This window comes from Variovorax sp. V213 (assembly GCF_041154455.1).
In the GTDB taxonomy this organism is placed as follows: domain Bacteria; phylum Pseudomonadota; class Gammaproteobacteria; order Burkholderiales; family Burkholderiaceae_C; genus Variovorax.
On sequence record NZ_AP028664.1, the window covers coordinates 2,754,271 to 2,779,633 of the forward strand.

Sequence of the window (25,363 nt, forward strand, 5' to 3'; positions counted from 1 at the left end):
CGCAAGGCCGGCATCGGGGTGGCCGGCGCGGCCCTCGGGCCGTCAGGCGCGATTGTAATCCAGCCCCCAGACCTGCAACGCATGAACGAGATCGGCGGGCGGATGTGAGCGAAACTCCATCGGCGCCTGCGTGACGGGATGCACGAACGCAAGCCTGAACGCATGCAGCGCCTGCCGCTCCAACCCCGCGGCCGGCGCCCCTCCGTAGAGGGCGTCGCCAACCAGCGGATGCCCGATCGACGCCATGTGCACGCGGATCTGGTGGGTTCGGCCGGTTTCGAGGGTGCACCGCACGGCACAGCCCCCGGCATTGCTGTCCAGCCGCTCGATGAGCGTGCGCGCCGTCTTGCCCGCATGGCGCTCCAGATCGACCACGGCCATGCGCAAACGGTTGCGCGGATCCCGGCCGATGGGCGCGTCCACCTGGCGAGCTGCGGCGCCGACCCAGGGTTTGTGCCCGATCGCGAGGTACTGGCGCTTGACCTCGCGCGCCGCGATCAGCGCCACCATGGCATCCATGGCGGCCCGGGTCCGCGCCACGACCATCAGCCCGCTCGTGTCGCGGTCGAGCCGGTGCACGATGCCCGCGCGCGGCAGCAGCGAAGCCTTGGGGTCGAGCGCCAGCAGGCCGTTCAGCAGCGTGCCGCTCCAGTGCCCCGGGGCCGGATGCACCACCAGGCCGGCCGGCTTGTCGACGATGCGCAGGTGCTCGTCCTCGTGCACCGTGACGATGTCCATGGCTTCCGGCCGGAAGGCCTGGCTCTGGGGTGTCGGCCGCAGTTCGATGCGCCCGGCCTGGCCGGCACGCACAGTGGCGGAAGCCTTGAGCACCGTGCGCCCCTGCAGTTCCACGGCGGCGGCTTCGATCAGCTGTTGCAGATAGTTGCGAGAAAATTCCGGCACCAGCGCAGCCAGCGCGCGGTCCAGCCGCAGGCCGTGCTCGGCCTCGCCGATGACGAAGGGCCGCAGTTCGCTGGGCTCGACCGGGTCAGCGCCCTCATCGACCTCGGCCGTGTCAGGGGCAATGTCCAGGGGGTCGGTCGATATAATTGAGGGCAACTGTTTCACGAAAGCCGTATGTGATGTTTCGCGCCAAATTATCGGTCCCCGCCTGGATCGCGCTCAGCGCGGTAGCGCTGCTTGCAGCCGGCTGCTCCTCCACCAGCGTCGACAAGACCGCGAACTGGAGCCCCAACCGCATCTACGCGGAAGCCAAGGACGAAGCCGGTTCCGGCGCCTACGACAAGGCCGTGCCGCTGTACGAAAAGCTCGAAGGCCGCGCCGCAGGCACGCCGCTCGCGCAGCAAGCCCAGCTCGAAAAGGCCTACGCCCAGTACAAGTCGGGCGAAAAGGCCAATGCCATTGCGACCATCGATCGCTTCCTGAAGCTGCACCCGGCCAGTCCGGCGCTCGATTACGCGCTCTACCTCAAGGGCGTGATCAACTTCAACGACGACCTGGGCATGTTCGCATTCCTGACGCGCCAGGATCTGTCCGAGCGCGACCAGAAGGCCGCCAAGGAATCGTTCGAATCGTTCAAGGAGCTGGTAACGCGCTTCCCCGAGTCGCGCTACACGCCCGACGCGCGCCAGCGCATGAACTACATCGTGAACTCGCTCGCCCAGTACGAAGTGCACGTGGCGCGCTACTACTACTCGCGCGGCGCCTACCTCGCGGCCATCAACCGGGCACAGCTTGCGCTGTCCGACTATCGCGAAGTGCCCGCACTCGAAGAGGCCCTGTACATCATCGTCCGCTCCTACGATGCGCTCGGCATGAAGGACCTGCGGGACGACGCCCAGCGCGTGCTGACCACCAACTACCCGCAGAGCGAATACCTGGCGCGCGGCTTCAAGGGCAAGGACGATCCGTGGTGGAAGGTCTGGTAATCCGGTAAAAAGAACAAAGCCCTTCGGGGCTTTTTCTTCGTCTCAATTCAGGCGCGCGGCGCTGACCCCGCGGCCCTGCTTCAGGCCGAGAGCGAATTCTTCAATTCGCCGATGGCCGCCTCGAAATCCGCTTCGCTCTCCAGCCGCCGCATCGGCGGCAGCGCGGCCAGCAGCCGCCGGCCGTAGCCCATGGCAACCAGGCGGGTATCGCAGATCGCAAGCACCCCGCAGTCCGTTTCGCGGCGAATCAGCCGCCCTGCCCCCTGCTTCAGCGCCACGGCCGCCTCGGGCAGCGAATAGTCGCTGAACGAACTGCGCCCCTGGGCTTCGAGGCGCTGCGAGCGCGCCTCGACCAATGGGTCGTTGGGCGGAGGGAACGGCAGCTTGTCGATCACCACCAGCTGCAGCGCATCGCCCGGTGCATCGAAGCCTTCCCAGAACGATGCGGAGGCGACCAGCACGCAGCCGGCACGCCCCGCGTCCGCGCCTTCGCGGAAGCGGTCCATGAGTACGCGCTTGGGCAGTTCGCCCTGGACCAGCACCTCGGGGCGCACCTCCGCCTCGAGCCGCTCGAACTGCTGCTTCATCTCGTCGCCGATGGCGCGCAACGCACGCAGCGTGGTCGTCAGCACCAGCGTGCGGCCACCCAGTTCGGCAGCGCCACGCGCGGCCAGTTGTGCCACGCGCACGCTGTGTGCGGCATCGTTGGGCTTGGGAAAGGCGCGCGGCACGTAGAGCCCGGCCTGCGCGGCATAGTCGAAGGGGCTGTGCACCCGCAACACCTCGGCATCGCCCAGCCCGCACGGCTCGGTGAACCAGCGCAGCGTGGGTTCGTCGCCCAGCGTGGCGGAGGTGAAGACCCAGGCGCGGCCGCTGTCTTCCGGCGCCGCACGGCTGTCTTCCTCTTCGCCGTAGGCATTTTGATCGTCCCGATCGATCTTGAGCACGCGCTTGCGCATGGCCTCGGCGATGTCGAGCGGCGATTCGACGAGGCGCAGCTGCGTCCCCACGTCGACCCAGCGCACGGACTCCACCTCGCAGGGCAGCGCGAAACGCGCCGCACGCTTGGCGAGTTGCTGCGCCCGCTCGTGCAGGCGCACGAAATCCGGCGAGATCTCGCTGACCGTGTCGAGCCCTTCCGCCGCCATCTCGAACGCATGCTGCAGGGCGTCGAGCGCCCCCTGCCAGATGTGCGGGTCGATACCCTCGGGCGCGGGCCCCACCCAGCGCAGCTTGGTCCCGGGCCACTGCTTGCCGACCGCAAGCCGCAGCTCGCGCGCGGCGCGCTCGACGCCCGCCACCAGTTGCTGCCAGTCGACCAGCCCGCGCGCATGCTGCAAGCCCGCGCCGAGCAGGTCGCGCGCGAAATCGAGCGCCTGTCCGCTGCCGAGTTGCGCGCCCAAGAACTGCACGCCGGTTTCGTTGAGCTGATGGGCCTCGTCGAAGACCACCACGTTCACCGTGGGAAGCAGCTCCGCCATGCCCGTTTCGCGTACCGCGAGATCCGCGAAAAACAGGTGGTGGTTGATGACCACCACGTCGGCGGCCAGCGCCTCGCGCCGCGCCAGGTTGACGTGGCAGGGCTTGAACTGCGGGCACTGCGCGCCAAGGCAGTTCTCGCGCGTGGAAGTGATGAGGGGAATGAGCGGCGAGCGCTCATCCAGTCCCGGCAGCTCGGCCAGGTCGCCGGTCCGGGTGGCCTTGGACCATTGCTCGATCTTGGCGAGCGTCCGCAAGCTGCCCCGCTCGGGCAGCGAGGCATCGTGGCGCGCCAGGTCGAGCCGGTGCAGGCACAGATAGCTCGCGCGGCCCTTGAGCAGCGCCGTGCGCACCGGCAGCTCGAGCGCCTCGACCAGGCGCGGCAGGTCGCGGCCGAACAATTGGTCCTGCAGGGTCTTGGTGGCCGTGGACAACAGCACGCGCTCGCCGCTCAGCAAGGCCGGCACGAGGTACGAAAAGGTCTTGCCGACGCCGGTGCCGGCCTCGACCACCAGCACGCCGCCCTCTTCGATGGTGCGGGCAACGGCCAGCGCCATCTCGGTTTGTCCCGCACGCTCGCGGAACTGCTCGGCCGCGCGGGACAGGACGCCTCCCTGCGCGAAGGCGTCGCGCACCTTGTCCTCGAGTGTTTCGGTCACGCGGGCTCTCTTGGATCGAGCACGTTCTCGAGCCGCGCGATCTGGTCGCGCAGCGCAAGGCGGCGTTTTTTCAAGCGCCGCAGCAGCAGTTCGTCTTGCGGCGAAGCCTCGGCCAGGCGGTCGATGGTGGCGTCGAGGTCGGCATGCTCGATGCGCAGCTCGATCAATTGGCGGGAAAGGGAATGGAGATTGGAGTCCAACGTTGGCGATGCGACGTATTCCGCCGCAGCTCGTGTTCACTCGATAATACGTCCTGGTTCGACCTCCCGAGAAGATAGAAAGCGCGCCGCTGGCGCATTTGCGCTCATGACCCAAGGCTTTCGACTTGCCGCCGCCACCGGACTCCACAAGGGAGATCGCCCCTATCAGCAGGACCAGGTCCTGATGATGAGCCATCCGCGCGTGCCCGGCTGCATGCTCTGCGTCGTTGCCGACGGCATGGGCGGCCGCAGCGGCGGGCGCAAGGCCTCCGACCAGGTGCTGATGACGGCGCGCCAGCTGTTCTCCCGCTACAGCCCCGAGCGCGACAGTTCCACGGCGGTGCTGCAGCAGCTGCTGGAAGATGCGCACACGGTCATCAAGCTCACGGCCCTGTCAAGCGAGCAGGAACCGCACAGCACGCTGGCGGCCTTCCTGATGAACCCCAAGGGCGATTGCGCCTGGATTCATGCCGGCGACTCCCGCATCTATCACTTCCACGACGGCCAGCTCGTCACGCGCACGCGCGACCACTCCTATGTGCAGGTGCTGATCGATCGCGGCGAAATCACCGAGGCCGAGGCCAATGTCCATCCCAAGGGCAACATCCTGCTCGGCTGCCTCGGCATGACCACGATGCCGCCCCCCATCGAGCCCCACTACATTCCGATGATGCAGCCGGGCGACCTGCTGATGGCCTGCAGCGACGGGCTCTGGCACTACTTCACCCCTGACGAGCTCGCCAGCGTCCTGTACGCAGAGCCGCCCCGCGACGCGGTGGAAATCCTGGTGGGAGAAGCGCGCCGCCGCGCCCGCGGCACGGGCGACAACATCTCCATTGCGGTAGTGAAGTTCGAGGCGCTGCCGGCACAAGCCTGAACAACGCTGGCGCCCCTCCGCCAGGGGCTCCGTGAGCTTCAGCGGGCGGGTGCCGACGCCGGCGATGCCGGCGGCAAGGGTGCTCCGCGCGGCTTGGTGCGTTCGGCGTTCTGCCGCTCGCGGCTGGCGCGGTGCTCGGCCGCCTTTTGCTGCTTGCTCTGGAAGCGTTCGACGGCCGCAGGCGCTTCGGTGCGCTTCTGCGCGGCCTTGGCCTGGTTGTCGGCGTGCGCTTTCTGCTTTTCCTCCAGCTGGCGCCGGCGTTCGTCCGCCTCGGCCGCGGTGGCGGCGCGGCTCGCCGCATGGTCGGCCGCGCGCTGCTCGCGATCTTTCTGGGCCTGGCGAGACTCGTCCTGCTTCTCGGGCGTATCCTGCGGGCGCCGCGTGGCGGCCTTCTGATCGAGCTTTTCGAGCTCGGCCGCGCCGCGCCGCTGGCGCTCGATGTCATTGATGGCAGTTTCCTGCCGCTTGATGTGATCGGTCTCCGCGCGACGGCGCCTGCGGCTGTCGCGCAGGCAATCTTCGACCGCGAACTTCTGGTAGCAGGCGGCGCGCTCCTTTTCGAAGCGCGTGTCGATGGCTGCGCGTTCGGCCGTCAGCCTGCTGCGTTCGGCGTCGAAGTTGGCATTGCCCGCGGCCGCGGTGGACTGCGCCCATGATGGCAGGCTGCCCAATGTCATCAGCACGGCGAGAACGATATTTTTCATGTCAGTCGAGTGTCGACGATCCGGCGTTCGAGGGAAAGAAACTCGCTCGATTGCATTTCCGTGAGCCTGGACACCGTGCGCGGGAACTCGTGCGCAAGCGGCCCCTCGGTGTACAACGCCTCCGGCGGCACCTCGGCCGACATGATGAGCTTCACGCGCCGGTCGTACAAGACGTCGACCAGCCAGGTGAAGCGGCGTGCTTCAGAAGCCATGCGAACCGGCATGTGCGGCACGTCGGACAACAGCACGGTGTGGAACTGGCTGGCGATCTCCAGATAGTCGTTCTGCGAGCGCGGCCCGCCGCAGAGCGTCTTGAAGTCGAACCAGACCACGCCGCCGGCCTTGCGCCGGGCGCGGATTTCACGCGCCTCGATGTGCAGGATCGGGTTTTCGTCCGCCGTCTCGGCCAACTTGTCGAAGGCCTTGCGCATTTCTTTTTCGGCCGCGGCGTCGTTCGGCGTGAGGTACATGCGCAATTGCTCGAGCGTGCGGCGCCGGTAGTCGGTGCCGTTGTCCACGCTGAGCACTTCGAGCTTCTCGTTGAGGAGCGCGATCGCAGGCAGGATACGGTCTCGATGCAGCCCGCCGGGATACAGGTCGTCGGGCCTGAAATTGGACGTGGTGACAAAGCCCACGCCGTTCTCGAACAGCGCCACCAGCAAGCGATGAAGAATCATCGCGTCGGTGATGTCCGCCACATGGAACTCGTCGAAGCAGATCAGCTTGTAGCGCTTCGAGATCCGCAGCCCCAGCTCGTCGAGCGGATTGACCGTGCCCTGCAGTTCGCGCAGTTCGCGGTGCACCTCGCGCATGAACTCGTGAAAGTGCAGGCGCGTCTTGCGCCGCAGCGGCACCGCGTTGAAGAACAGGTCCATCAGGAAGCTCTTGCCCCGCCCGACGCCACCGTACATGTAGACGCCGCGCGGCAGCTCGGGCCGGTTGATGAATTTCTTCAGCGCGTTGGAGCGCTGGGCCTTGTAGCCGGCCCACTCCCGCGCGCAGCGATCCAGCGCCTCGACGGCACGCAGCTGCGCAGGATCGCTCTGGAACCCGCGCACAGCGAGTTCCGCCTCATAGGCCTCTTTAACGCTGGTCAAAGGATCAGAAGTTCAGCGTGCGCTTGTCCACGGCAAGTGCCGCTTCCTTGGTGGCTTCCGACAGCGACGGGTGCGCATGGCAGATGCGCGCGATGTCTTCGGCACTGGCCTTGAACTCCATCGCCACCACGGCTTCGGAGATCAGCTCGCTGGCCTGCGGGCCCACGATGTGCACGCCGAGGATTTCGTCCGTTGCTGCATCGGCCAGGAACTTGACCATGCCGGTCGTGTCGCCCAGCGCGCGCGCGCGGCCGTTCGCAAGGAACGGGAAGGTGCCGGCCTTGTAGGCACGGCCCGCGGCCTTGAGCTGTTGCTCGGTCTGGCCGACCCATGCGATCTCGGGGCTGGTGTAGATCACCCACGGCACGGTGTTGAAGTTGACGTGGCCGTGCTGGCCCGCAATGCGCTCCGCCACGGCAACACCCTCTTCCTCGGCCTTGTGCGCGAGCATCGGGCCGCGAACCACGTCGCCGATGGCCCAGACGTTGGGCAGGCTGGTCTTGCAGTCGTCGTCCACCGCGATGGCACCGCGTTCGTCGAGCTTGAGGCCCACGGCTTCGGCGTTCAGGCCGATGGTGTTGGGCACGCGGCCGATCGAGACGATCAGCTTGTCGACCTCGAGGGTCTGCGCCTCGCCCTTGGCATTGGTCCACGCCACGCTCACGCCCTTCTTGGACGACTTGATCTCGCCGACCTTGACGCCGAGTTCGATCTTGAGCTTCTGCTTGTCGAAAGCCTTCTTGGCTTCCTTGGCGATCTGCTCGTCGACCGCGCCGAGGAAGGTCGGCAACGCTTCGAGCACCGTGACCTCGGCGCCCAGGCGACGCCACACCGAGCCCATTTCAAGGCCGATGACACCCGAGCCGATCAGGCCCAGCTTCTTCGGCACCGCGCCGATGCGCAGTGCGCCGTCGTTCGAGAGGATGTTTTCTTCGTCGAACGGCGTGCCGGGCAACGCGCGGGCATTGGAGCCCGTGGCCAGGATGATGTGCTTGCCGCTGATCGACTCCTCGGCGGCGCCCGACACCTTGATCTCGTAGCCGGTGGCGTCGGTCTTCACGAACGAACCGCGGCCATGGAAGAAGGCGATCTTGTTCTTCTTGAACAGGTACAGGATGCCGTCGTTGTTCTGCTTCACGACCTGGTCCTTGCGGGCCAGCATCTTGTCGATGTCCAGCCCCAGGCCCTCGACCTTGATGCCGTGGTCGGCAAAGTGGTGGCCGGCCTGCTCGAAATGCTCCGACGATTGCAGCAGCGCCTTCGACGGAATGCAGCCGACGTTGGTGCAGGTGCCGCCCGGTGCCGGGCCGCCCTTGCCGTTCTTCCACTCGTCGATGCAGGCGACGTTGAAGCCGAGTTGCGCGGCGCGGATGGCGGCAATGTAGCCGCCGGGGCCGCCGCCGATGACGATGACGTCGAATTGTTTGTTTGCCATCTGATTCTTTCCCCTCAGATGTCGAACAACAGGCGCGACGGATCTTCCAGCGCTTCCTTCATGGCGACCAGGCCCAGCACGGCTTCGCGGCCGTCGATGATGCGGTGGTCATAGCTCATGGCAAGGTAGTTCATCGGGCGGATGACGATCTGGCCGTTCTCGACCACGGCGCGGTCCTTGGTGGCGTGCACGCCGAGGATGGCCGACTGCGGCGGGTTGATGATCGGGGTCGAGAGCATCGAGCCGAAAGTGCCGCCGTTCGAGATGGAGAACGTGCCGCCGGTCATCTCTTCGATGCCGAGCTTGCCGTCCTGGGCCTTCTTGCCGTATTCGGCGATCTTCTTCTCGATGTCGGCAAAGCTCATCTGGTCGGCATTGCGCAGGATGGGCACCACCAGGCCGCGCGGCGAACCGACGGCGATGCCGATGTCGAAGTAGCCGTGGTACAGGATGTCGTTGCCGTCGACCGAGGCGTTGATCACCGGGTACTTCTTGAGCGCATGCACCGCGGCCTTCACGAAGAAGCTCATGAAGCCGAGCTTCACGCCGTGTTCCTTGGTGAAGCTGTCCTGGAAGCGCTTGCGCAGTTCCATCACGGGCGCCATGTTGACCTCGTTGAAGGTGGTCAGGATGGCGTTGGTCGACTGCGATTGCAGCAGGCGCTCGGCGATGCGGGCGCGCAGGCGGCTCATCGGTACACGCTGCTCCGGACGCTCGCCCAGGTCGGGCGCGCTGGTGGGCGCGGCGACTTGCGGCAGTGCGGGCTTGGCAGCGGGTGCCGGAATGGTGGCCGCGGGCCTGGCGCCCGAAGCCACTGCGCCGAGCACGTCGCCCTTGGTCACGCGGCCGTCCTTGCCGGTACCCGACACGTCGCTGGTCTTGAGGTTGTTGTCGGCCAGCAGCTTGGCGGCTGCGGGCATGGCAACGTCCGACTTCGAACCGCCGGTGGCGGCAGCGGCTGCCGGAGCAGGCGCTGCCGCGGCCGGTGCGGCGGCAGCAGCGGGTGCCGCAGCCGGGGCAGCAGCGCCAGCCTTGCCTTCGGTGTCGATCTTGGCGATCAGCTGATCGGCCACCACGGTGGCGCCATCGGGCTGCACGATTTCGGCCAGCACGCCAGCCGAGGGCGCGGGCACTTCCAGCACGACCTTGTCGGTCTCGATCTCGATCAGGATTTCATCGACGGCGACGGCTTCGCCGGCCTTCTTCTTCCAGGTGAGCATGGTGGCTTCGGCCACGGATTCGGAAAGCTGGGGGACTTTGACTTCTACGATAGACATTTGGAGTGAGCTCCGCTTTTTTCTTCAGGGTGTTCGTGTGAAAAGAGATCGTTTTACTTGGTCAGCACGAAGCCCTTGAGCTTGCCAAATGCGCCATCGACGAGCGCCTTCTGCTGTTCCTGATGCAGGTGCGAGTAGCCGACTGCAGGCGATGCCGAAGCGGCACGGCCGGAGTAGCCGAGCTTCTGGCCTTCCTGCATGTTCTCGTGGATATAGTGCTGCACGAAGAACCAGGCGCCCTGGTTCTGCGGCTCGTCCTGGCACCACACCACGTCGCTGAGATTGGGGTACTTCTTGATCTCGGCGGCAAACGCCTTGTGCGGGAACGGATAGAGCTGCTCGACGCGGATGATCGCCACGTCGTCGTCGCCCTTTTCTTCGCGCTTCTTGGCCAGGTCGTAGTAGACCTTGCCCGAGCAGGCGATCAGGCGCTTGACCTTCTCCGCCTTGAGGCCCTTGCTGTCCGGGATGACCGTCTGGAAGCTGCCCTTCGTGAACTCGGACAACGGCGAGGTCGCGTCCTTGTTACGCAGCAGCGACTTCGGCGTCATGATGATCAGCGGCTTGCGCAGGTTGCGCACCATCTGGCGGCGCAGCACGTGGAAGATCTGGCTCGCCGTGGTCGGCTGCACCACCTGCATGTTGGTGTCGGCGCTCAGCTGCATGAAGCGCTCAAGGCGTGCCGAGCTGTGCTCGGGGCCCTGGCCTTCGTAGCCATGCGGCAGCATCATCGTCAGGCCGTTGACGCGGCCCCACTTCACTTCGCCCGAGGCGATGAACTGGTCGATCACCACCTGCGCGCCGTTCACGAAGTCGCCGAACTGGGCTTCCCAGATCACGAGCGTGTTGGGGTCGTTCGAGGCGTAGCCGTATTCGAACGCGAGCACGGCCTCTTCCGACAGGATCGAGTCGATGACGACGAACGGAGCCTGGTTTTCAGCCACGTTCTGCAGCGGCGTGTAGGTGCCTTCGTCGAACTTCTCGCGGTTCTGGTCGTGCAGCACGGCGTGGCGGTGCGTGAACGTGCCACGGCCGCTGTCCTCGCCCGACAGGCGAACCGGGTAGCCGCTGGCCACGAGCGAGGCAAAAGCCATGTGCTCGCCCATGCCCCAGTCGACGTTCACGTCGCCGCGGCCCATGGCGGCGCGGTCGTCCAGCACCTTCTTCACGAGCGGGTGCACCGTGAAGCCGGCCGGCACCGCGGTGATCTTCTCAGCCAGGCGCTTCCATTCGCTGGTCGGAATGGCGGTATCGCCAGCGTCGGTCCACTTCTTGTTGAGGTACGGGTTCCAGTCGACGGCGTACTTGCTCTTGAAATTCGTGAGCACCGGGTCGACCGTGTTGCGGCCTTCGTCGAAGGCGGCGCGCTGGGCCTTGACCATGTCGTCGCCGAGCGTTTCGCCGAGGCCCTGCGTGGCCAGCTTGTCGGCGTACCGCTTGCGCGTGCCGGGGTGCTGGGCGATCTTCTTGTACATGAGCGGCTGGGTGAGCGAGGGGGTGTCCTGCTCGTTGTGGCCCAGCTTGCGGAAGCAGATGATGTCGACCACCACGTCCTTCTGGAACTCCATGCGGAATTCGAGGGCAAGCTGGGTGGCGAGCACCACGGCCTCGGGATCGTCGCCGTTCACGTGCAGCACCGGCGCCTCGATCATCTTGACGATGTCCGAGCAATACAGCGTCGAGCGGCTGTCGCGCGGGTCGCTGGTGGTGAAGCCGATCTGGTTGTTGATGACGATGTGTACCGTGCCGCCGGTGAAGTAGCCGCGCGTTTCGGCAAGGGCCAGCGTTTCCATCACGACGCCCTGGCCTGCAAAGGCGGCGTCGCCGTGCACGAGCACTGGCAGCACCTGCTTGCCCTGCGGGTCGGCGCGGCGGTCCATGCGGGCGCGCACCGAACCTTCGACCACGGGGTTCACGATCTCGAGGTGCGAGGGGTTGAACGCGAGGCTCAGGTGCACCGGACCGCCGGGCGTGGTCACGTCCGAGCTGAAGCCCTGGTGGTACTTGACGTCGCCGCTGGGCAGGTCTTCGGGTGCGGTGTGGTCGAACTCGGCGAACAGGTCGGCCGGCATCTTGCCAAGCGAGTTGACCAGCACGTTCAGGCGGCCGCGGTGGGCCATGCCGATCACGATTTCCTGCACGCCCTTGATGCCGGCCTGGTTGATCAGTTCGTCCATCGAGACGATGAAGCTTTCGCCGCCTTCGAGCGAGAAGCGCTTCTGGCCGACGTACTTGGTGTGCAGGAAGCGCTCGAGGCCTTCGGCGGCCGTCAGGCGGTTGAGCACATGCTTCTTCTGCTCGACGGTCAACTGCGGGTTGGTGCGTGCGCTTTCGAGCTTCTGCTGCCACCAGCGCTTGTGGTTCTGGTCGGTGGTGTACATGTACTCGGCGCCGATGGTGCCGCAGTACGTTTCCCGCAGGGCATTGAGCAGGTCGCGCAGCGACATGGCCTCTTTGCCGAAGAAGGTGTTGCTGGTGTTGAACACCGTCTCGAGGTCGGCATCGGTAAAGCCGTAGAACGAGGGCTCGAGTTCCGGAATGGCCGGGCGCTCGGCGCGCTTGAGGGGATCGAGATCGGCCCAGCGGACGCCGACATTGCGGTAGGCGGCGATCAGTTGCTGGACGGCGGTGCGCTTGCGGCCGAGTTCGGAATCCGCGCCGCTGGCCTGCACGACCCTGGTCGTGCCCTGCTTGGCGCGTTCGGCGAAGGCGTTGATGACCGGCTGGTGCGGCACATCGCGGGTATTGGAGCCGTCGACCGCGGGCACGTCCTGCAGCGCATCGAAGTACGCGCGCCAGTTGTCAGGCACGCTACCGGGGTTGGCAAGGTAGTTTTCGTACATCTCCTCGACATAGGGCGCGTTGCCGCCGAAGAGGTAGGTGTTGCCTTGATAGGCGGTGTACGCCGATGGCGTAGAAGAATCGCTCATATTCCGCTGACCTTCGCTTCCCTTGAGGAAGCACTAGCTGGTTAAGAAACCTTCCGCGACACGGCTGGACCGATTGGCGGATGCGACTGTGGCTGGGGAAGGGCCTGAGTACCTTCGCATTGTGCCACGTCAGACAGATGACGGCCCGTCGCGCCTTTGCAAGGCGCGCTTTTGCTCATTCAGTCCGAAGAAACCAACTGTCTGATCTGCTGGAGCGTGGCGGGGTCGTCGATGGTGGTCAGGTCGCCGGGATCGCGCTGCTCGCACACGGCCTGGATGGCACGCCGCAGCAGCTTGCCGCTGCGGGTCTTGGGCAGGCCGCCCACGAAGCGCACGCGTGCGGGGCGCGCCAGCGCGCCGAGCTGGTCGGCCACCACTTTCATGATCTCGCCCTCGAGCTTCAAGGCCTCGTCGGCGTCTGTCAGTGCGCGGCCGTTCCGTGGCACGACGAAGGCCATGGCCACCTGGCCCTTGAGCGCGTCGGCCACGCCGACCACAGCCACTTCGGCCACGCTGGCGTGGCCCGAGATGCTTTCCTCGATCTCGCGCGTGCCGAGGCGGTGGCCCGCCACATTGATCACGTCGTCCGTGCGGCCGAGGATGTAGAAGTAGCCGTCCTCGTCGCGAATGCCCCAGTCGAAGGTCGAATAGACCATCTTGCCCGGCACGCTCTTCCAGTAGGTGTTGACGAAGCGCTCGTCGTCCTTCCACACCGTCTGCATGAACCCGGGCGGGGTCGGGCCCTCGACCACGACCACGCCCTTCTCGTTCGGGGCGGTCAATTCCTCACCGGTCGATTCGTGCAGGATCTTGATGCGGTAGCCGTACATCGGGACGCCCGGGCTGCCGAACTTGCTCGGCTTGGCCTCGACGCCGTTGGCGATGGTGATCATCGGCCAGCCCGACTCGGTCTGCCAGTAGTTGTCGATGATCGGCACGCCCAGCCCGTCGCTGATCCAGCGCGCAGTGGGCTCGTCGAGCGGTTCGCCCGCAAGGAACAGGGCACGCAGGCTGGACAGGTCGTACTTTTTCAGCAGCGCCGGGTCCTGCTTCTTGAGCACGCGCACCGCGGTGGGCGCGCTGAACATCACCGTCACCTTGTACTTCTCGACCAGGCGCCACCAGATGCCGCCGTCGGGTTGCTTGTCGATGCCCTGCGTCGGCAGGCCTTCGTACATGAGGGTGGCCATGCCGGCGATCAGCGGGCCATAGACGATGTAGCTGTGGCCCACCACCCAGCCGATGTCGCTGGTCGAGAAATACGTTTCGCCGGCGCGGCCGTCGAAGATGTGCTTCATGCTCGCGGCCAGCGCCACGGCATAACCCCCCACGTCGCGCTGCACGCCCTTGGGTTTGCCGGTGGTGCCGCTGGTGTAGATGGTGTAGCTGATGTCGGTGGCGGCCAGCCAGGTGCAAGGCACTTCGGCATCGCGGTGCTTGCGAGTCAGTTCGGCAGCCAGGTGGTCGCGCCCGGCCGTCAGCTCCATGGGGGCCAGCCCGCGGTCGGCCAGCAGCACCGCCGAGGGCTTGTGCTTGGAAAGCCGGATGGCCTCGTCGAGCAGCGGCTTGTACGCGATGACCTTGCCGCCGCGCGAACCGGCGTCGGCGCTCACCACCACCTTGGGCTCGGCATCCTCGATGCGCGTGGCCAGCGAGCCGCTCGCAAAACCGCCGAACACCACGCAATGGATGGCGCCGATACGGGCGCAGGCCAGCATCGCGAACGCGGCCTCGGGAATCATCGGCATGTAGATGAGCACGCGGTCGCCCTTGCCGACACCCAGCTCGATCAAGCTGGCGGCGGTGCGCTGCACCTCGGTGTGCAGCTCGCGGAAGCTGTAGGTCTTTTCCGTGCCGGTTTCCGTCGAGACGAAGACCAGCGCCGGTTGGTCGGCCCGCTCGGCCAGGTGCCGGTCGACCGCGTTGTGGCACAGATTGGTCGTGCCGCCCACGAACCACCGGGCGAATGGCGGCCGGCTGGCGTCCAGCACCTGGACCGGGGGCGCCTGCCAATCGATCAGCCTGGCCTGCTCGGCCCAAAAGGCCTCGGGCGCATCGACCGACTGGCGATAGAAGTCTTCATAACGGCTCATCTGCGTTGTCTCCTTATGTTGAATCGTCCGGCGGCCATGCCAAAACTGAATTCATAATTATGGAGACCGATCTTGCAGCAAGCTGACGGCCCGAACAATCGGGGCTCGCCCGCGCGGGCCCCGGCGCGGCGTCGCTTGACGGATGCGCTTCAGGTCAGCGGATGAGCTTCAGCAACTCGGGGAATGCCGGATGTTCGGCCGTGCGCAGCCATTCGAAGCCGACCATCTCGGTGGTCACCAGCTCGGCGCCCGCGCCGGCCAGCCGGTCGAAAGCGGCATCGCGGTTGCGCTCGGTACGCGAACTGCACGCGTCGGTCACGACCCAGACCTCGAACTCGTCCTCCAGCAAGTCGAGCGCCGTCTGCAGCAGGCAGACGTGCGCTTCGCAGCCGGCAATCACGATCATGTTGCGCTCCTCGGCCGCGGCGGCGGGTTTCTGCAGGTGCTTGGGCAGGCTGCGGGCATTGCCCTGAGGGGCCTTGGCCGGCACGCGCAGCCATTCGCCGAGGCCCTCCTCCATGCCGCTGAAATGCATCTTGGACAGGGTGCGCTGGCACAGTGCGCGAATGTCGGGCACGTTTTCGCCGAGCTTCGAGGGGTTGTGCTCGGTCCCCCAGACCGGCACCTCGAACAGGCGCGCCATCTTGCCCAGGCGCACCGCGTTCTGCGCCACGGCATCGGCCTCGAAGATCGCAGGCATCAGCTGCGCCTGATAGTCGACCAGCACGAGTTGGGATTGCGAGGCGTCGAGCAGCATGAACCGGTTCTTTCATTCAAATGGAATTGATGGGGCCAGACCGTACCACCGAAAAGGCGCGCATCTAGACTCCGGGCGGATGCAGATCTTCTTTTCGACCCGGCGCCATTTGTCGATTCTGGCCCTTGGCGCGGCGCTCGTGGTGACCGGATGCAGCGGCCTGCGCACCGCCAAGCCGCCGCTGGAGAGCACGCTCGAAAAGAGCAGCTGCGCGCCGAACGCCGACACCCTGCTGGTGATGCTCCCCGGCGCTTATTCGCACCCGGACGAGTTCACGCACGAGGGCTTCGTCAAGGCACTGAACGACAACAGGCTCGCAGTCGACGTGATGCGGGTCGATGCGCATCTTGGCTACTACAACGGCAAGACCATCCTCGATCGCCTGGAACAGGACGTGATGGTGCCGGCCCGCGGCAAAGGCTACAAGTCGATCTGGATCGTCGGCATCTCGGTTGGCGGGTTCGGCGGACTGCTTTATGCGCAAACGCACCCCGGCGAACTTGCCGGCCTCGTGGCCCTAGCGCCCTACCTCGGGGAGCGCACGCTCAGCACCGACATCGCCAACGCTGGCGGCGTAGCGCGCTGGACCGGCCCGCTGGGCGATCCGCCAGGCAGCTACCCGCGAGCCCCGAACGAGACACAGCTCTGGCAATGGCTGCGCGGCTATGTGGGCACCACCGCCACGTTCGGTGCCCGGCCGCCGCTCTACCTGGGCTACGGCACCGAGGACCGCTTTGCTTTCAGCCACCAATTGCTGGCGGCCGCGCTGCCGAAGGAGCGCGTGTTCACGACCGAAGGCGGCCACGACTGGCCCGAATGGAGGCGGCTCTGGCGCCGCATGTTGCCGACGCTTCCGCTGCCGGGCTGCCCCGGCTGAAGGGAAAAAGCTCAGTTCAGACGCAACCGCAGCAGCTTGCCATCCGACTCGTCGGTCAGCACATAGAGCCATCCGTCCGGCCCCTGCTTCACGTCGCGTATGCGGGCTCTGCCATCAGCCAACAGCTTGTGTTCGGCGACCACCCTGCCGTCTTTCAGTTCGATGCGGTCGAGATAGCCGAACTTCAGCGAACCGACGAACAGATTGCCTTTCCATCCCGCGCCATAGCGGTCGCTGGTGAGAAAGGCCATGCCCGATGGCGCGATCGACGGCACCCAGTAGTGCAGCGGCTGCTCCATGCCCTCCTTCGCCGTGATGCCGTCGCCGATCTTGCCACCGCCGTAGTTTTCACCGTAGGTGATCACCGGCCAGCCGTAGTTGCGGCCGGCTTGCGGAACATTGATCTCGTCGCCGCCTTGGGGGCCGTGCTCGGTCATCCACAAGCGGCCGTCGGGAGCGAGCGTCGCGCCCTGCCCGTTGCGGTGGCCGTAGCTCCAGATTTCCGGCAGCGCGCCGGCCTTGTCGATGAACGGGTTGTCCCTGGGCGCGGTGCCGTCCTTGGCAATGCGCACGATCTTCCCCAGATGGTTGTCGAGTTTCTGCGCATCTTCCTTGCGGCTGAACCGATCGCCGAGCGTGAGAAAAAGCGTGCCGTCGCGCGCCTCGACGATGCGGCATCCGAAATGCTGGCGACTGGCCACCTTGGGTTGCTGGCTGAAGACGATCTTGAGGTTCTCGAGCTTCGCACCATCGTCGGAGAGTTGGGCGCGCGCCAGCGCCGTGCTGTTGGCCGACCCGCTGGCCGCCGGCTCGGAAAAGCATAAATACAGGGTGCGATTCTTTTCGAAGCCTGAGTCGACCAGTACGTCGAGCAAGCCGCCCTGGCCTCCCGCTGCGATCGCAGGCAGGCCGGTGATGGGTCCGCCGATCTTTCCGTCCGCGCCGATCAGCCGCAACCGACCCGAACGCTCGGTGACCAGGAAGCGGCCGCTCGGCAGAAAGGCCACGCCCCACGGATTCTCAAGTCCGGAGGAAACAGTCTCCGGCCGTATCTGCGCCAGGGTGGTGCCCCACAAACCCAAACAGGCGACCGGAATACCGTTTCCCAACAGGCGGAGGATCGTGCGAATGCGCAGGTTCATGTCTTTTCCAGAGAATTGAACCGATCTTGACGCGTATTGCGATGCAAATCCACGCTGTTAGCCCATCCAAGCTGAGTACGAAAGTTAACTTGCAGGCAATCGCTTATGGTTCATAAAGGTTGACCGTTACATTTTTTCTTCGGCCGAATCGAAAAATAGTTTGTAAATCAACAGCTTGCGGCTACATTCGTTAATTCGGATGAGGTTGACATAACCGCGCGTCATCAATATCCTACGCGCCATGCGTTTTTTCGTCCTACCCGCGTCCCTCCTGTTTGCCGTTGCCGTCCAGGCCGCCCCCCAACAGGATCGAACCGACGACGAACTGGCCCGATTGCTCGCCGACAAGGGCCTGATCGGACAACTCCAGCAGGTCCGCCAAACCGTCGCCGAGCGAACTTCCGATCTGGTGGTGACCGCCATCGGCTTCCTCGGGGTGCCCTACCGCCGTGGCGGCAATACGGCGGAATCCGGTTTCGATTGCAGCGGCTTCGTGCGCGCCATGTACAACCAGACGGTCGGCCACTTGCTGCCCCGCCGTGCCGAGGAACAAGCGGCCGCCACCGAAAAGATCGACCGCAGCCAGCTCAAGCCCGGTGACCTCGTTTTCTTCAACACCATGCGCCGCGCCTTCAGCCATGTCGGCATTTACGTCGGCGAAGGCAAGTTCATCCACTCGCCGCGTACCGGCGCCCAGGTGCGCGTGGAAGACATGAACGGCAGCTACTGGAGCCGCCGCTTCGATGGCGCCCGCCGCGTGCTCGGTGGCGCTCCGAACGACGAGGTCAAGGCCGCTGCCGCCGCCGCGGCACACACCGGTAACTGAGCCACCTTCTCCCTGCGCGAATCAGAACAAAAAAATCCCGCCGCGGCGGGATTTTTTGTGGCCGCCCCGATTGCCCGGGAGCGGCACGCCCGATCGATCAGGCCTTCTTTGCCGGCGGCAGATCGGTACAGGTACCGTGTGCCACCTCGGCCGCCATGCCGATGCTTTCACCCAGCGTCGGATGCGGATGGATGGTCTTGCCGATGTCGATCTCGTCGGCGCCCATTTCGATGGCCAGCGCGATCTCGCCGATCATGTCGCCGGCATGCGTGCCGACAATGCCGCCGCCCAGGATGCGATGCGTCTCGGCATCGAACAGCAGCTTGGTGAAGCCCTCGTCGCGGCCGTTGGCAATGGCGCGGCCCGAAGCGGTCCACGGGAAGTGGCCCTTCTTGATCTTGATGCCTTCGGCCTTGGCCTGGTCTTCCGTGAGGCCCACCCACGCCACCTCGGGGTCGGTGTAGGCCACGCTGGGGATCACACGGGCATTGAAAGCGGCGCTGGAGAGCTCCTTGTCGCCCTTCTGCTCGCCGGCAATCACCTCGGCCGCCACATGCGCCTCGTGCACCGCCTTGTGCGCCAGCATGGGCTGGCCCACGATGTCGCCGATAGCGAAGATATGGGGCACGTTGGTGCGCATCTGGATGTCGACGGGGATGAAGCCGCGGTCGCTCACGGCCACACCGGCCTTCTCGGCGCCGATCTTCTTGCCGTTCGGGCTGCGGCCCACGGCCTGCAGCACCAGGTCGTACACCTGCGGCTCCTTCGGCGCCTGCTCGCCCTCGAAGGTGACCTTGATGCCCTCCTTCGTGGCTTCAGCACCAACCGTCTTGGTCTTGAGCATGATGTTGTCGAAGCGCGGCGTGTTCATCTTCTGCCAGACCTTCACCAGGTCGCGGTCGGCGCCCTGCATCAGGCCATCGAGCATCTCGACCACGTCCAGGCGCGCGCCGAGCGTGGAATACACCGTGCCCATTTCGAGGCCGATGATGCCGCCGCCCAGGATCAGCATGCGCTTGGGGTCGGTGCCCATCTCGAGCGCGCCGGTGGAATCGACCACGCGCGGGTCCTTGGGCATGAACGGCAGGCTCACCGACTGCGAACCGGCCGCGATGATGGCGTTGCGGAACTTGACGGTCTGCTTCTTGCCGGTGGTGTCCCAGCTGGTGCCCGAGGTTTCCTCCACCTCGAGGTGGTACGGATCGATGAAGTTGCCGACGCCGCGCAGCACCGTCACCTTGCGCATCTTGGCCATGGCCGTGAGGCCGCCGGTGAGCTTGCCCACCACCTTGTTCTTGTGGCCGAGCAGCTTGGCGCGGTCCACCGTGGGCGCCGCAAAGCTCACGCCGAGGTCGGCGAAATGCTTCACTTCATCCATCACGGAGGCAACGTGCAGCAGCGCCTTCGACGGGATGCAGCCGACGTTGAGACACACGCCGCCGAGCGTGGCGTAGCGTTCGATCAGCACCACCTTGAGGCCGAGGTCGGCGGCGCGGAAGGCGGCCGAGTAGCCGCCGGGACCGGCGCCGAGCACGATGACGTCGCACTCGACATCGACCTTGCCGCCATAGGTGGAGGCCACGGGCGCTGCGGCCGGAGCCGATGCGGGCGCCGCCTTGGGCGCGGGCGCAGCGGCTGCTGCTGGCGCAGGTGCGGCGGCTGCCGGCGCGGGCGCCGCGGCGCCGTCGACCTCCAGCGTCAACACCACCGAGCCCTCCTTCACCTTGTCGCCGACCTTGACCGCAAGCGACTTCACCACGCCGGCGGCAGACGACGGAATCTCCATCGAGGCCTTGTCCGATTCGACCGTGATCAGCGACTGCTCGGCCTTGACCGTGTCTCCGACATTGACCAGCACCTCGATCACCGCGACTTCGTCGAAGTCACCGATGTCGGGCACCTTGATTTGTTGTTCGCTCATTTGGACACTTTCAGTTTGAGTGTGAGAACGTCGACCGGCGGGGCCGAATTGCGATCGAATTCGCAGGCGGCGGCGATTCCCGCCTCCGCCACGTCGCGCGAGGTGCGCGACTTGATGTCATAGGCCGCGTGCATGGCGCCCAGTGCAAAGCTGCGTCCCGAGCCGATGGCCCAGAACTGCTTGAACTCGAACACCTCGCGGTAGCTGTAGATGCCGTAGATGCCGCTGGCATTCGCCATCAGCATGGTGAACTGGCTCGACTCGTAGGGCTCGTGCTCGTCTTCCTTGGTCTGCATGAAGAACGAGTCTTTCAGCACCGGGTGCAGCAGCGTGAAGGTGCGGAAGATCTCGTGCTTGCTGCCGAACAGCAGCGCCTCGCGCGGCTGCGCGGCCAGCGCGTGCTGCAGCACCAGGAAATGCGCAGCAGCGCCGGCCACGGCAAACAGGCTTTGCCCCGCCGCATCCTCGACGGTGAAGATCTTCTGGTTTGCCTCGGCGCTGTGCGAAAGCCGCGTGTCACCGAAGGTCACCAGTGAATCCGCGGCCATCGTGACCTGGCCGCCTTTGCGGACGGCCACTACCGTGGTCATAGCAAGATTCGACGGTAGTCCGCGAGCACCTGGCCCAGGTAGGCGTTGAAGCGCGCAGCCAGGGCACCGTCGATCACGCGGTGGTCGTACGACAGCGACAGCGGCAGCGTCAGACGCGGCACGAACTGCTTGCCATCCCACACCGGCTTCATCTGGCCCTTGGAAAGGCCGAGGATGGCCACTTCGGGGGCGTTGATGATCGGCGTGAAATGCGTGCCGCCGATGCCGCCGAGCGAGCTGATCGAGAAGCAGCCGCCCTGCATGTCGGCCGAACCGAGCTTGCCGTCGCGCGCCTTCTTGGCCAGTTCGCCCATCTCCTGGCTGATCTGCAGGATGCCCTTCTTGTCGGCATCTTTCAGCACCGGCACCACGAGCCCGTTGGGCGTGTCGGCCGCAAAGCCGACGTGGAAGTACTGCTTGTAGACCAGCTGGTCGCCGTCGAGGCTGGCGTTGAAATCAGGGAATTTCTTCAGCGCCGCAACCACCGCCTTGATCACGAAGGCCAGCATCGTGACCTTGACGCCCGACTTCTCGTTCTCCTTGTTGGTGGAGACGCGGAAGGCTTCGAGCTCGGTGATGTCGGCTTCGTCGTTGTTGGTGACGTGCGGAATCATCACCCAGTTGCGGTGCAGGTTGGCGCCGCTGAGCTTCTTGATGCGCGACAGGTCCTTGCGCTCGACCGCGCCGAACTTCGCGAAGTCGACCTTGGGCCACGGAATGAGGCCCAGTGCCGCGCCGTCCGCGCCGCCGCCGGCTGGCGCCTTGGCCGCCGAGGCCTTGGTGCTGGCCTGGCCGCTCATCACGGCCTTGGTGAAGCTCTGGACGTCTTCCTGCGTGATGCGGCCCTTCGGTCCGGAACCCTTGACCTCTTCGAGCGGCACGCCGAGTTCGCGAGCGAACTTGCGCACCGAAGGGGACGCATGCGGCAGCTTGCCCGTGGGCGCCACAGTGGGCTCGTGCGGTGCGGCAGCGGCCGGCGTCGGCGAAGCAGCAGCAGCCGGCGCGGGGGCGCTGGCGGTTGCTGCAGCGGCGGGCGCGGCTGCAGCGGCCTGCGCAGGCGCAGGTGCCGCAACGCCCGCGGCGCCTTCCAGCACGGCAATGAGGTCACCGATGTTGACCGTATCGCCGACCTTGACCTTGAGTTCCTTGAGCACGCCGGCAGCCGACGACGGAATTTCCATCGAGGCCTTGTCCGACTCCACCGTGATCAGCGACTGGTCGGCCGCGATCATGTCGCCGGGCTTCACCAGCAACTCGATGACCGCGACATCCTTGAAGTCGCCGATGTCGGGCACCTTGACCTCGACCGGGCCCGAGGCGGCCGGTGCGGCAGCCGGGGCAGGCGCCGCTGCGGCTGGTGCGGGAGCTGACGCAGCCGGGGCCGCTGCAGGCGCGGCGGCCGGGGCTGCCGGGGCTGCCGCAGCCGCCGCTCCCTCGGCCTCGAGCACGAGGACCACGGAGCCTTCTTTCACCTTGCCGCCGACTGCGACCTTGATTTCTTTCACCACACCGGCGGTCGACGACGGGATCTCCATCGACGCCTTGTCCGATTCCACGGTGATGAGCGACTGCTCGGCCTTGACCGTGTCGCCCACCTTCACCAGCACCTCGATCACCGCGACTTCATCGAAATCGCCGATGTCCGGCACCTTGACTTCCACTGCTGCCATATCGTTTGTCTCCCGCCGTGAGGCGCCGTTCGTTCGTTGATTGTTGATGTTCAGGCGTAAAGCGGGTTGACCTTGTCGACATTGATGCCGTACTTCTTGATCGCCTCGACCACCTTGGCCACCGGCACCGCGCCATCTTCGGAAAGCGCCTTGAGCGCGGCCACCACGATGTAGTGGCGATTGACTTCGAAGTGCTCGCGCAGCTTGTTGCGGAAATCGCTGCGGCCGAAGCCATCGGTGCCCAGCACCTTGTAGGTGCGGCCCTTCGGCATGTAGGGGCGGATCTGTTCCGCATAGGCCTTCATGTAGTCGGTCGACGCCACCACCGGGCCGGTCGTGGGCGCGAGCTGCTCGGCCACGAAGGGCACGCGCGGCTCCTGGTCCGGGTGCAGCAGGTTCCAGCGGTCGGCGTCCTGGCCGTCGCGCGTCAGCTCGTTGAAGCTCGGGCAGCTCCACACGGAAGCCGACACGCCCCAGTCCTTCTCGAGCAGCTCTTGCGCGGCAAAGCTCTCGCGCAGGATGGTGCCGCTGCCCAGCAGTTGCACCGTGGGCGCCTTGGCCTTGAGCGCGGGGCCCTGCTTCGACAGGTACATGCCCTTGATGATCTGCTCTTCGGTGCCGGGCTGCAGGCCGGGCATGGGGTAGTTCTCGTTGAGCAGCGTCAGGTAGTAGTAGACGTTGTCCTGCTTCTCGACCATGCGCTTGAGGCCGTGGTGCAGGATCACGCCCACTTCATGCGCGAAGGTCGGGTCGTAGCTCACGCAGTTCGGAATCGTGTTGGCCAGGATGTGGCTGTGGCCGTCTTCGTGCTGCAGGCCTTCGCCGTTCAGCGTGGTGCGCCCGGAAGTACCGCCCAGCAGGAAGCCGCGCGCCTGCATGTCGCCCGCCGCCCAGGCCAGGTCGCCGATGCGCTGGAAGCCGAACATCGAGTAGTACACGTAGAACGGCACCATGATGCGGTTGTTGGTGCTGTACGACGTGGCTGCCGCGATCCAGCTCGACATGCCGCCGGCCTCGTTGATGCCTTCCTGCAGGATCTGGCCGGCCTTGTCTTCCTTGTAGTACATGACCTGATCCTTGTCGACCGGGGTGTACTGCTGGCCTGCGGGGTTGTAGATGCCGATCTGGCGGAACAACCCTTCCATGCCGAAGGTGCGGGCTTCGTCCACCAGGATGGGAACGACGCGCGGGCCCAGCGCCTTGTCGCGCAAAAGCTGCGTGAGGAAGCGCACGTAGGCCTGCGTGGTCGAGATCTCGCGGCCTTCGGCCGTGGGCTCCATCACCGACTTGAAGACGTCGAGCGATGGCACCGTGAAGCTTTCGTCGGCCTTGGTGCGGCGGTGCGGCAGGTAGCCGCCGAGGGCCTTGCGGCGCTCGTGCAGATACTTCATTTCCGGCGTGTCGTCGGCCGGCCTGTAGAACGGCAGGTCGGCAATCTGGCTGTCGGGAATCGGGATGTTGAAGCGGTCGCGGAAGGCCTTGATGTCCTCGTCGCCGAGCTTCTTGGTCTGGTGGACCGTGTTCTTGCCTTCGCCGATCTTGCCCATGCCGAAGCCCTTGACCGTCTTGATCAGGAGCACGGTGGGCTGGCCCTGGTGCTTCACGGCCGCGTCGAACGCCGCATAGACCTTCTGCGAATCATGGCCGCCGCGGCGCAGTTGCCAGATGTCGTCGTCGCTCATCTTGGAGACCATTTCGAGCGTGCGCGGATCGCGGCCGAAGAAATGCTTGCGGACGTAGGCACCGTCGTTGGCCTTGAAGGCCTGGTAGTCGCCGTCGTTGGTCTCCATCATGATCTTGCGCAACGCACCTTCCTTGTCGCGCGCCAGCAGCGGATCCCAGTTGCTGCCCCAGATCAGCTTGAGGACGTTCCAGCCCGAGCCGCGGAACTCGCCCTCCAGCTCCTGGATGATCTTGCCGTTGCCGCGCACCGGGCCGTCGAGGCGCTGCAGGTTGCAGTTGATCACGAAGATAAGGTTGTCGAGCTTCTCGCGAGCCGCCAGGCCGATGGCGCCCATCGACTCGACCTCGTCCATCTCGCCGTCGCCGCAGAACACCCAGACCTTGCGGTTTTCGGTGTTGGCGATGCCGCGGGCGTGCAGGTACTTGAGGAAGCGAGCCTGGTAGATGGCCATCAGCGGGCCCAGGCCCATCGACACCGTGGGGAACTGCCAGAACTCGGGCATCAGCTTCGGATGCGGGTAGCTGGAAAGGCCCTTGCCGTCCACTTCCTGGCGGAAGTTGAGCAGTTGCTCTTCGCTCAGGCGGCCTTCGAGGTAGGCGCGGGCATAGATGCCGGGAGAGACGTGGCCCTGGATGTAGAGGCAGTCGCCACCGTGGTTTTCGCTCTCGGCGTGCCAGAAGTGGTTGAACCCGGCGCCGAACATGTTGGCCAGCGAGGCGAAGGAACCGATATGGCCGCCCAGGTCGCCGCCTTCGGGCGGATGATGGCGGTTGGCCTTGACCACCATGGCCATGGCGTTCCAGCGCATGTAGGCGCGCAGGCGCTCTTCGATCTCGAGGTTGCCGGGGCAACGCTCTTCCTGATCGGGCTCCAGCGTGTTGACGTAGGCGGTGTTGGCGGAGAACGGCTTGTCGATGCTGTGCTGCCGCGCATGTTCGAGCAGCTGCTCCAGAAGGAAGTGAGCCCGCTCAGGCCCCTCGCTTTGGATAACGGAGGACAGTGCATCCATCCATTCACGGGTCTCCTGGGCGTCCGCGTCGTTCGCGGCCGAGCCGAACAGGTTCTCGGGATTTGCCGACATGCTTGTCTCTCCTTTTAGGGCTGTGGCTGTAATTTAGTGCGCTCTGCAATAAACGCGGGCGAGTTTCGCACAGAAATTCCGATATTTCAAATGGCGCATGATGATTTCTTAATGTGATATTTCAGAGTAACCCAGTCTGGCGGCCGACCGTGCCGCAACCAGTGTCACTGCAGCA

General features: G+C 65.5%; 19 protein-coding genes. 4 read left to right on the forward strand and 15 right to left on the reverse strand.

Annotation, left to right across the window (positions count from 1 at the left end; all coding sequences use genetic code 11):
- Positions 1–42: 42 nt before the first annotated feature.
- Complete coding sequence (locus ACAM55_RS13170) at positions 43–1,026, reverse strand: RluA family pseudouridine synthase (RefSeq protein WP_369656391.1); 984 nt, start codon at positions 1,024–1,026, stop codon at positions 43–45.
- 56 nt (positions 1,027–1,082) lie between these two features.
- Here ACAM55_RS13170 and ACAM55_RS13175 point away from each other — a divergent pair, with 56 nt between their 5' ends.
- Positions 1,083–1,889: an outer membrane protein assembly factor BamD gene (locus tag ACAM55_RS13175; protein WP_369652006.1), complete on the forward strand. Its 807-nt coding sequence runs from the start codon at positions 1,083–1,085 to the stop codon at positions 1,887–1,889.
- 80 nt (positions 1,890–1,969) lie between these two features.
- Here ACAM55_RS13175 and ACAM55_RS13180 read toward each other — a convergent pair whose 3' ends face one another.
- A complete protein-coding gene (locus ACAM55_RS13180; RefSeq protein ID WP_369652007.1) occupies positions 1,970–4,027 on the reverse strand; it encodes an ATP-dependent DNA helicase in 2,058 nt (685 codons plus the stop codon).
- Positions 4,024–4,227: a YdcH family protein gene (locus ACAM55_RS13185; RefSeq protein ID WP_093011020.1), complete on the reverse strand. Its 204-nt coding sequence runs from the start codon at positions 4,225–4,227 to the stop codon at positions 4,024–4,026. The genes ACAM55_RS13180 and ACAM55_RS13185 overlap by 4 nt, the downstream gene beginning before the upstream one ends.
- 106 nt (positions 4,228–4,333) lie before the next feature.
- Between ACAM55_RS13185 and ACAM55_RS13190 the strand changes: the two genes are divergently transcribed.
- Positions 4,334–5,104 carry a PP2C family serine/threonine-protein phosphatase gene (locus ACAM55_RS13190; protein ID WP_369652008.1) on the forward strand — a complete coding sequence of 257 codons (771 nt, stop codon included), beginning with the start codon at positions 4,334–4,336 and terminating at the stop codon, positions 5,102–5,104.
- A 38-nt stretch (positions 5,105–5,142) separates the two neighbouring features.
- Here ACAM55_RS13190 and ACAM55_RS13195 read toward each other — a convergent pair whose 3' ends face one another.
- From ACAM55_RS13195 to ACAM55_RS13225, 7 genes are all read right to left on the reverse strand, one after another.
- Positions 5,143–5,808, reverse strand: a complete 666-nt coding sequence (locus ACAM55_RS13195) for a hypothetical protein (protein WP_369652009.1) — start codon at positions 5,806–5,808, stop codon at positions 5,143–5,145.
- A complete protein-coding gene (gene zapE, locus ACAM55_RS13200) occupies positions 5,805–6,905 on the reverse strand; it encodes a cell division protein ZapE (RefSeq protein ID WP_369652010.1) in 1,101 nt (366 codons plus the stop codon). Before zapE ends, ACAM55_RS13195 begins: the two co-directional genes overlap by 4 nt.
- Positions 6,906–6,909: 4 nt before the next feature.
- Positions 6,910–8,340: a dihydrolipoyl dehydrogenase gene (lpdA, locus tag ACAM55_RS13205; RefSeq protein ID WP_369652011.1), complete on the reverse strand. Its 1,431-nt coding sequence runs from the start codon at positions 8,338–8,340 to the stop codon at positions 6,910–6,912.
- Between the two features lie 14 nt (positions 8,341–8,354).
- Positions 8,355–9,617, reverse strand: a complete 1,263-nt coding sequence (gene odhB / locus ACAM55_RS13210; RefSeq protein WP_369652012.1) for a 2-oxoglutarate dehydrogenase complex dihydrolipoyllysine-residue succinyltransferase — start codon at positions 9,615–9,617, stop codon at positions 8,355–8,357.
- Positions 9,618–9,670: 53 nt separating this feature from the next.
- Positions 9,671–12,547, reverse strand: a complete 2,877-nt coding sequence (locus ACAM55_RS13215) for a 2-oxoglutarate dehydrogenase E1 component (RefSeq protein WP_369652013.1) — start codon at positions 12,545–12,547, stop codon at positions 9,671–9,673.
- 179 nt (positions 12,548–12,726) lie between these two features.
- A complete protein-coding gene (locus ACAM55_RS13220) occupies positions 12,727–14,640 on the reverse strand; it encodes a propionate--CoA ligase (RefSeq protein WP_369652014.1) in 1,914 nt (637 codons plus the stop codon).
- Between the two features lie 154 nt (positions 14,641–14,794).
- Complete coding sequence (locus tag ACAM55_RS13225) at positions 14,795–15,397, reverse strand: isochorismatase family protein (protein ID WP_369652015.1); 603 nt, start codon at positions 15,395–15,397, stop codon at positions 14,795–14,797.
- Between the two features lie 79 nt (positions 15,398–15,476).
- On the opposite strand from ACAM55_RS13225, the gene ACAM55_RS13230 reads away from it, so the two are divergent.
- Positions 15,477–16,274, forward strand: a complete 798-nt coding sequence (locus ACAM55_RS13230; protein WP_369652016.1) for an alpha/beta hydrolase — start codon at positions 15,477–15,479, stop codon at positions 16,272–16,274.
- An 11-nt stretch (positions 16,275–16,285) separates the two neighbouring features.
- On the opposite strand, the gene ACAM55_RS13235 is transcribed toward ACAM55_RS13230, so the two are convergent.
- Positions 16,286–17,416 carry a PQQ-dependent sugar dehydrogenase gene (locus ACAM55_RS13235; RefSeq protein ID WP_369652017.1) on the reverse strand — a complete coding sequence of 377 codons (1,131 nt, stop codon included), beginning with the start codon at positions 17,414–17,416 and terminating at the stop codon, positions 16,286–16,288.
- 241 nt (positions 17,417–17,657) lie between these two features.
- Between ACAM55_RS13235 and ACAM55_RS13240 the strand changes: the two genes are divergently transcribed.
- Positions 17,658–18,242 (forward strand): C40 family peptidase, encoded by a 585-nt coding sequence (locus ACAM55_RS13240; RefSeq protein ID WP_369652018.1) that lies wholly within the window; start codon positions 17,658–17,660, stop codon positions 18,240–18,242.
- A gap of 97 nt (positions 18,243–18,339) precedes the next feature.
- On the opposite strand, the gene lpdA (ACAM55_RS13245) is transcribed toward ACAM55_RS13240, so the two are convergent.
- The 4 genes from lpdA (ACAM55_RS13245) to aceE are packed head-to-tail and all read right to left on the reverse strand — an operon-like array spanning position 18,340 to position 25,188.
- Entirely contained in the window at positions 18,340–20,163 is a 1,824-nt protein-coding gene (gene lpdA / locus ACAM55_RS13245; RefSeq protein ID WP_369652019.1) for a dihydrolipoyl dehydrogenase, read from the reverse strand.
- Entirely contained in the window at positions 20,160–20,753 is a 594-nt protein-coding gene (locus ACAM55_RS13250; RefSeq protein WP_369652020.1) for an MFS transporter, read from the reverse strand. Before ACAM55_RS13250 ends, lpdA (ACAM55_RS13245) begins: the two co-directional genes overlap by 4 nt.
- On the reverse strand, positions 20,750–22,423 hold the full coding sequence (aceF, locus tag ACAM55_RS13255) for a dihydrolipoyllysine-residue acetyltransferase (RefSeq protein ID WP_369652021.1): 1,674 nt from the start codon (positions 22,421–22,423) through the stop codon (positions 20,750–20,752). Before aceF ends, ACAM55_RS13250 begins: the two co-directional genes overlap by 4 nt.
- A 50-nt stretch (positions 22,424–22,473) precedes the next feature.
- Complete coding sequence (gene aceE, locus ACAM55_RS13260) at positions 22,474–25,188, reverse strand: pyruvate dehydrogenase (acetyl-transferring), homodimeric type (RefSeq protein ID WP_369652022.1); 2,715 nt, start codon at positions 25,186–25,188, stop codon at positions 22,474–22,476.
- Positions 25,189–25,363 lie beyond the last annotated feature (175 nt).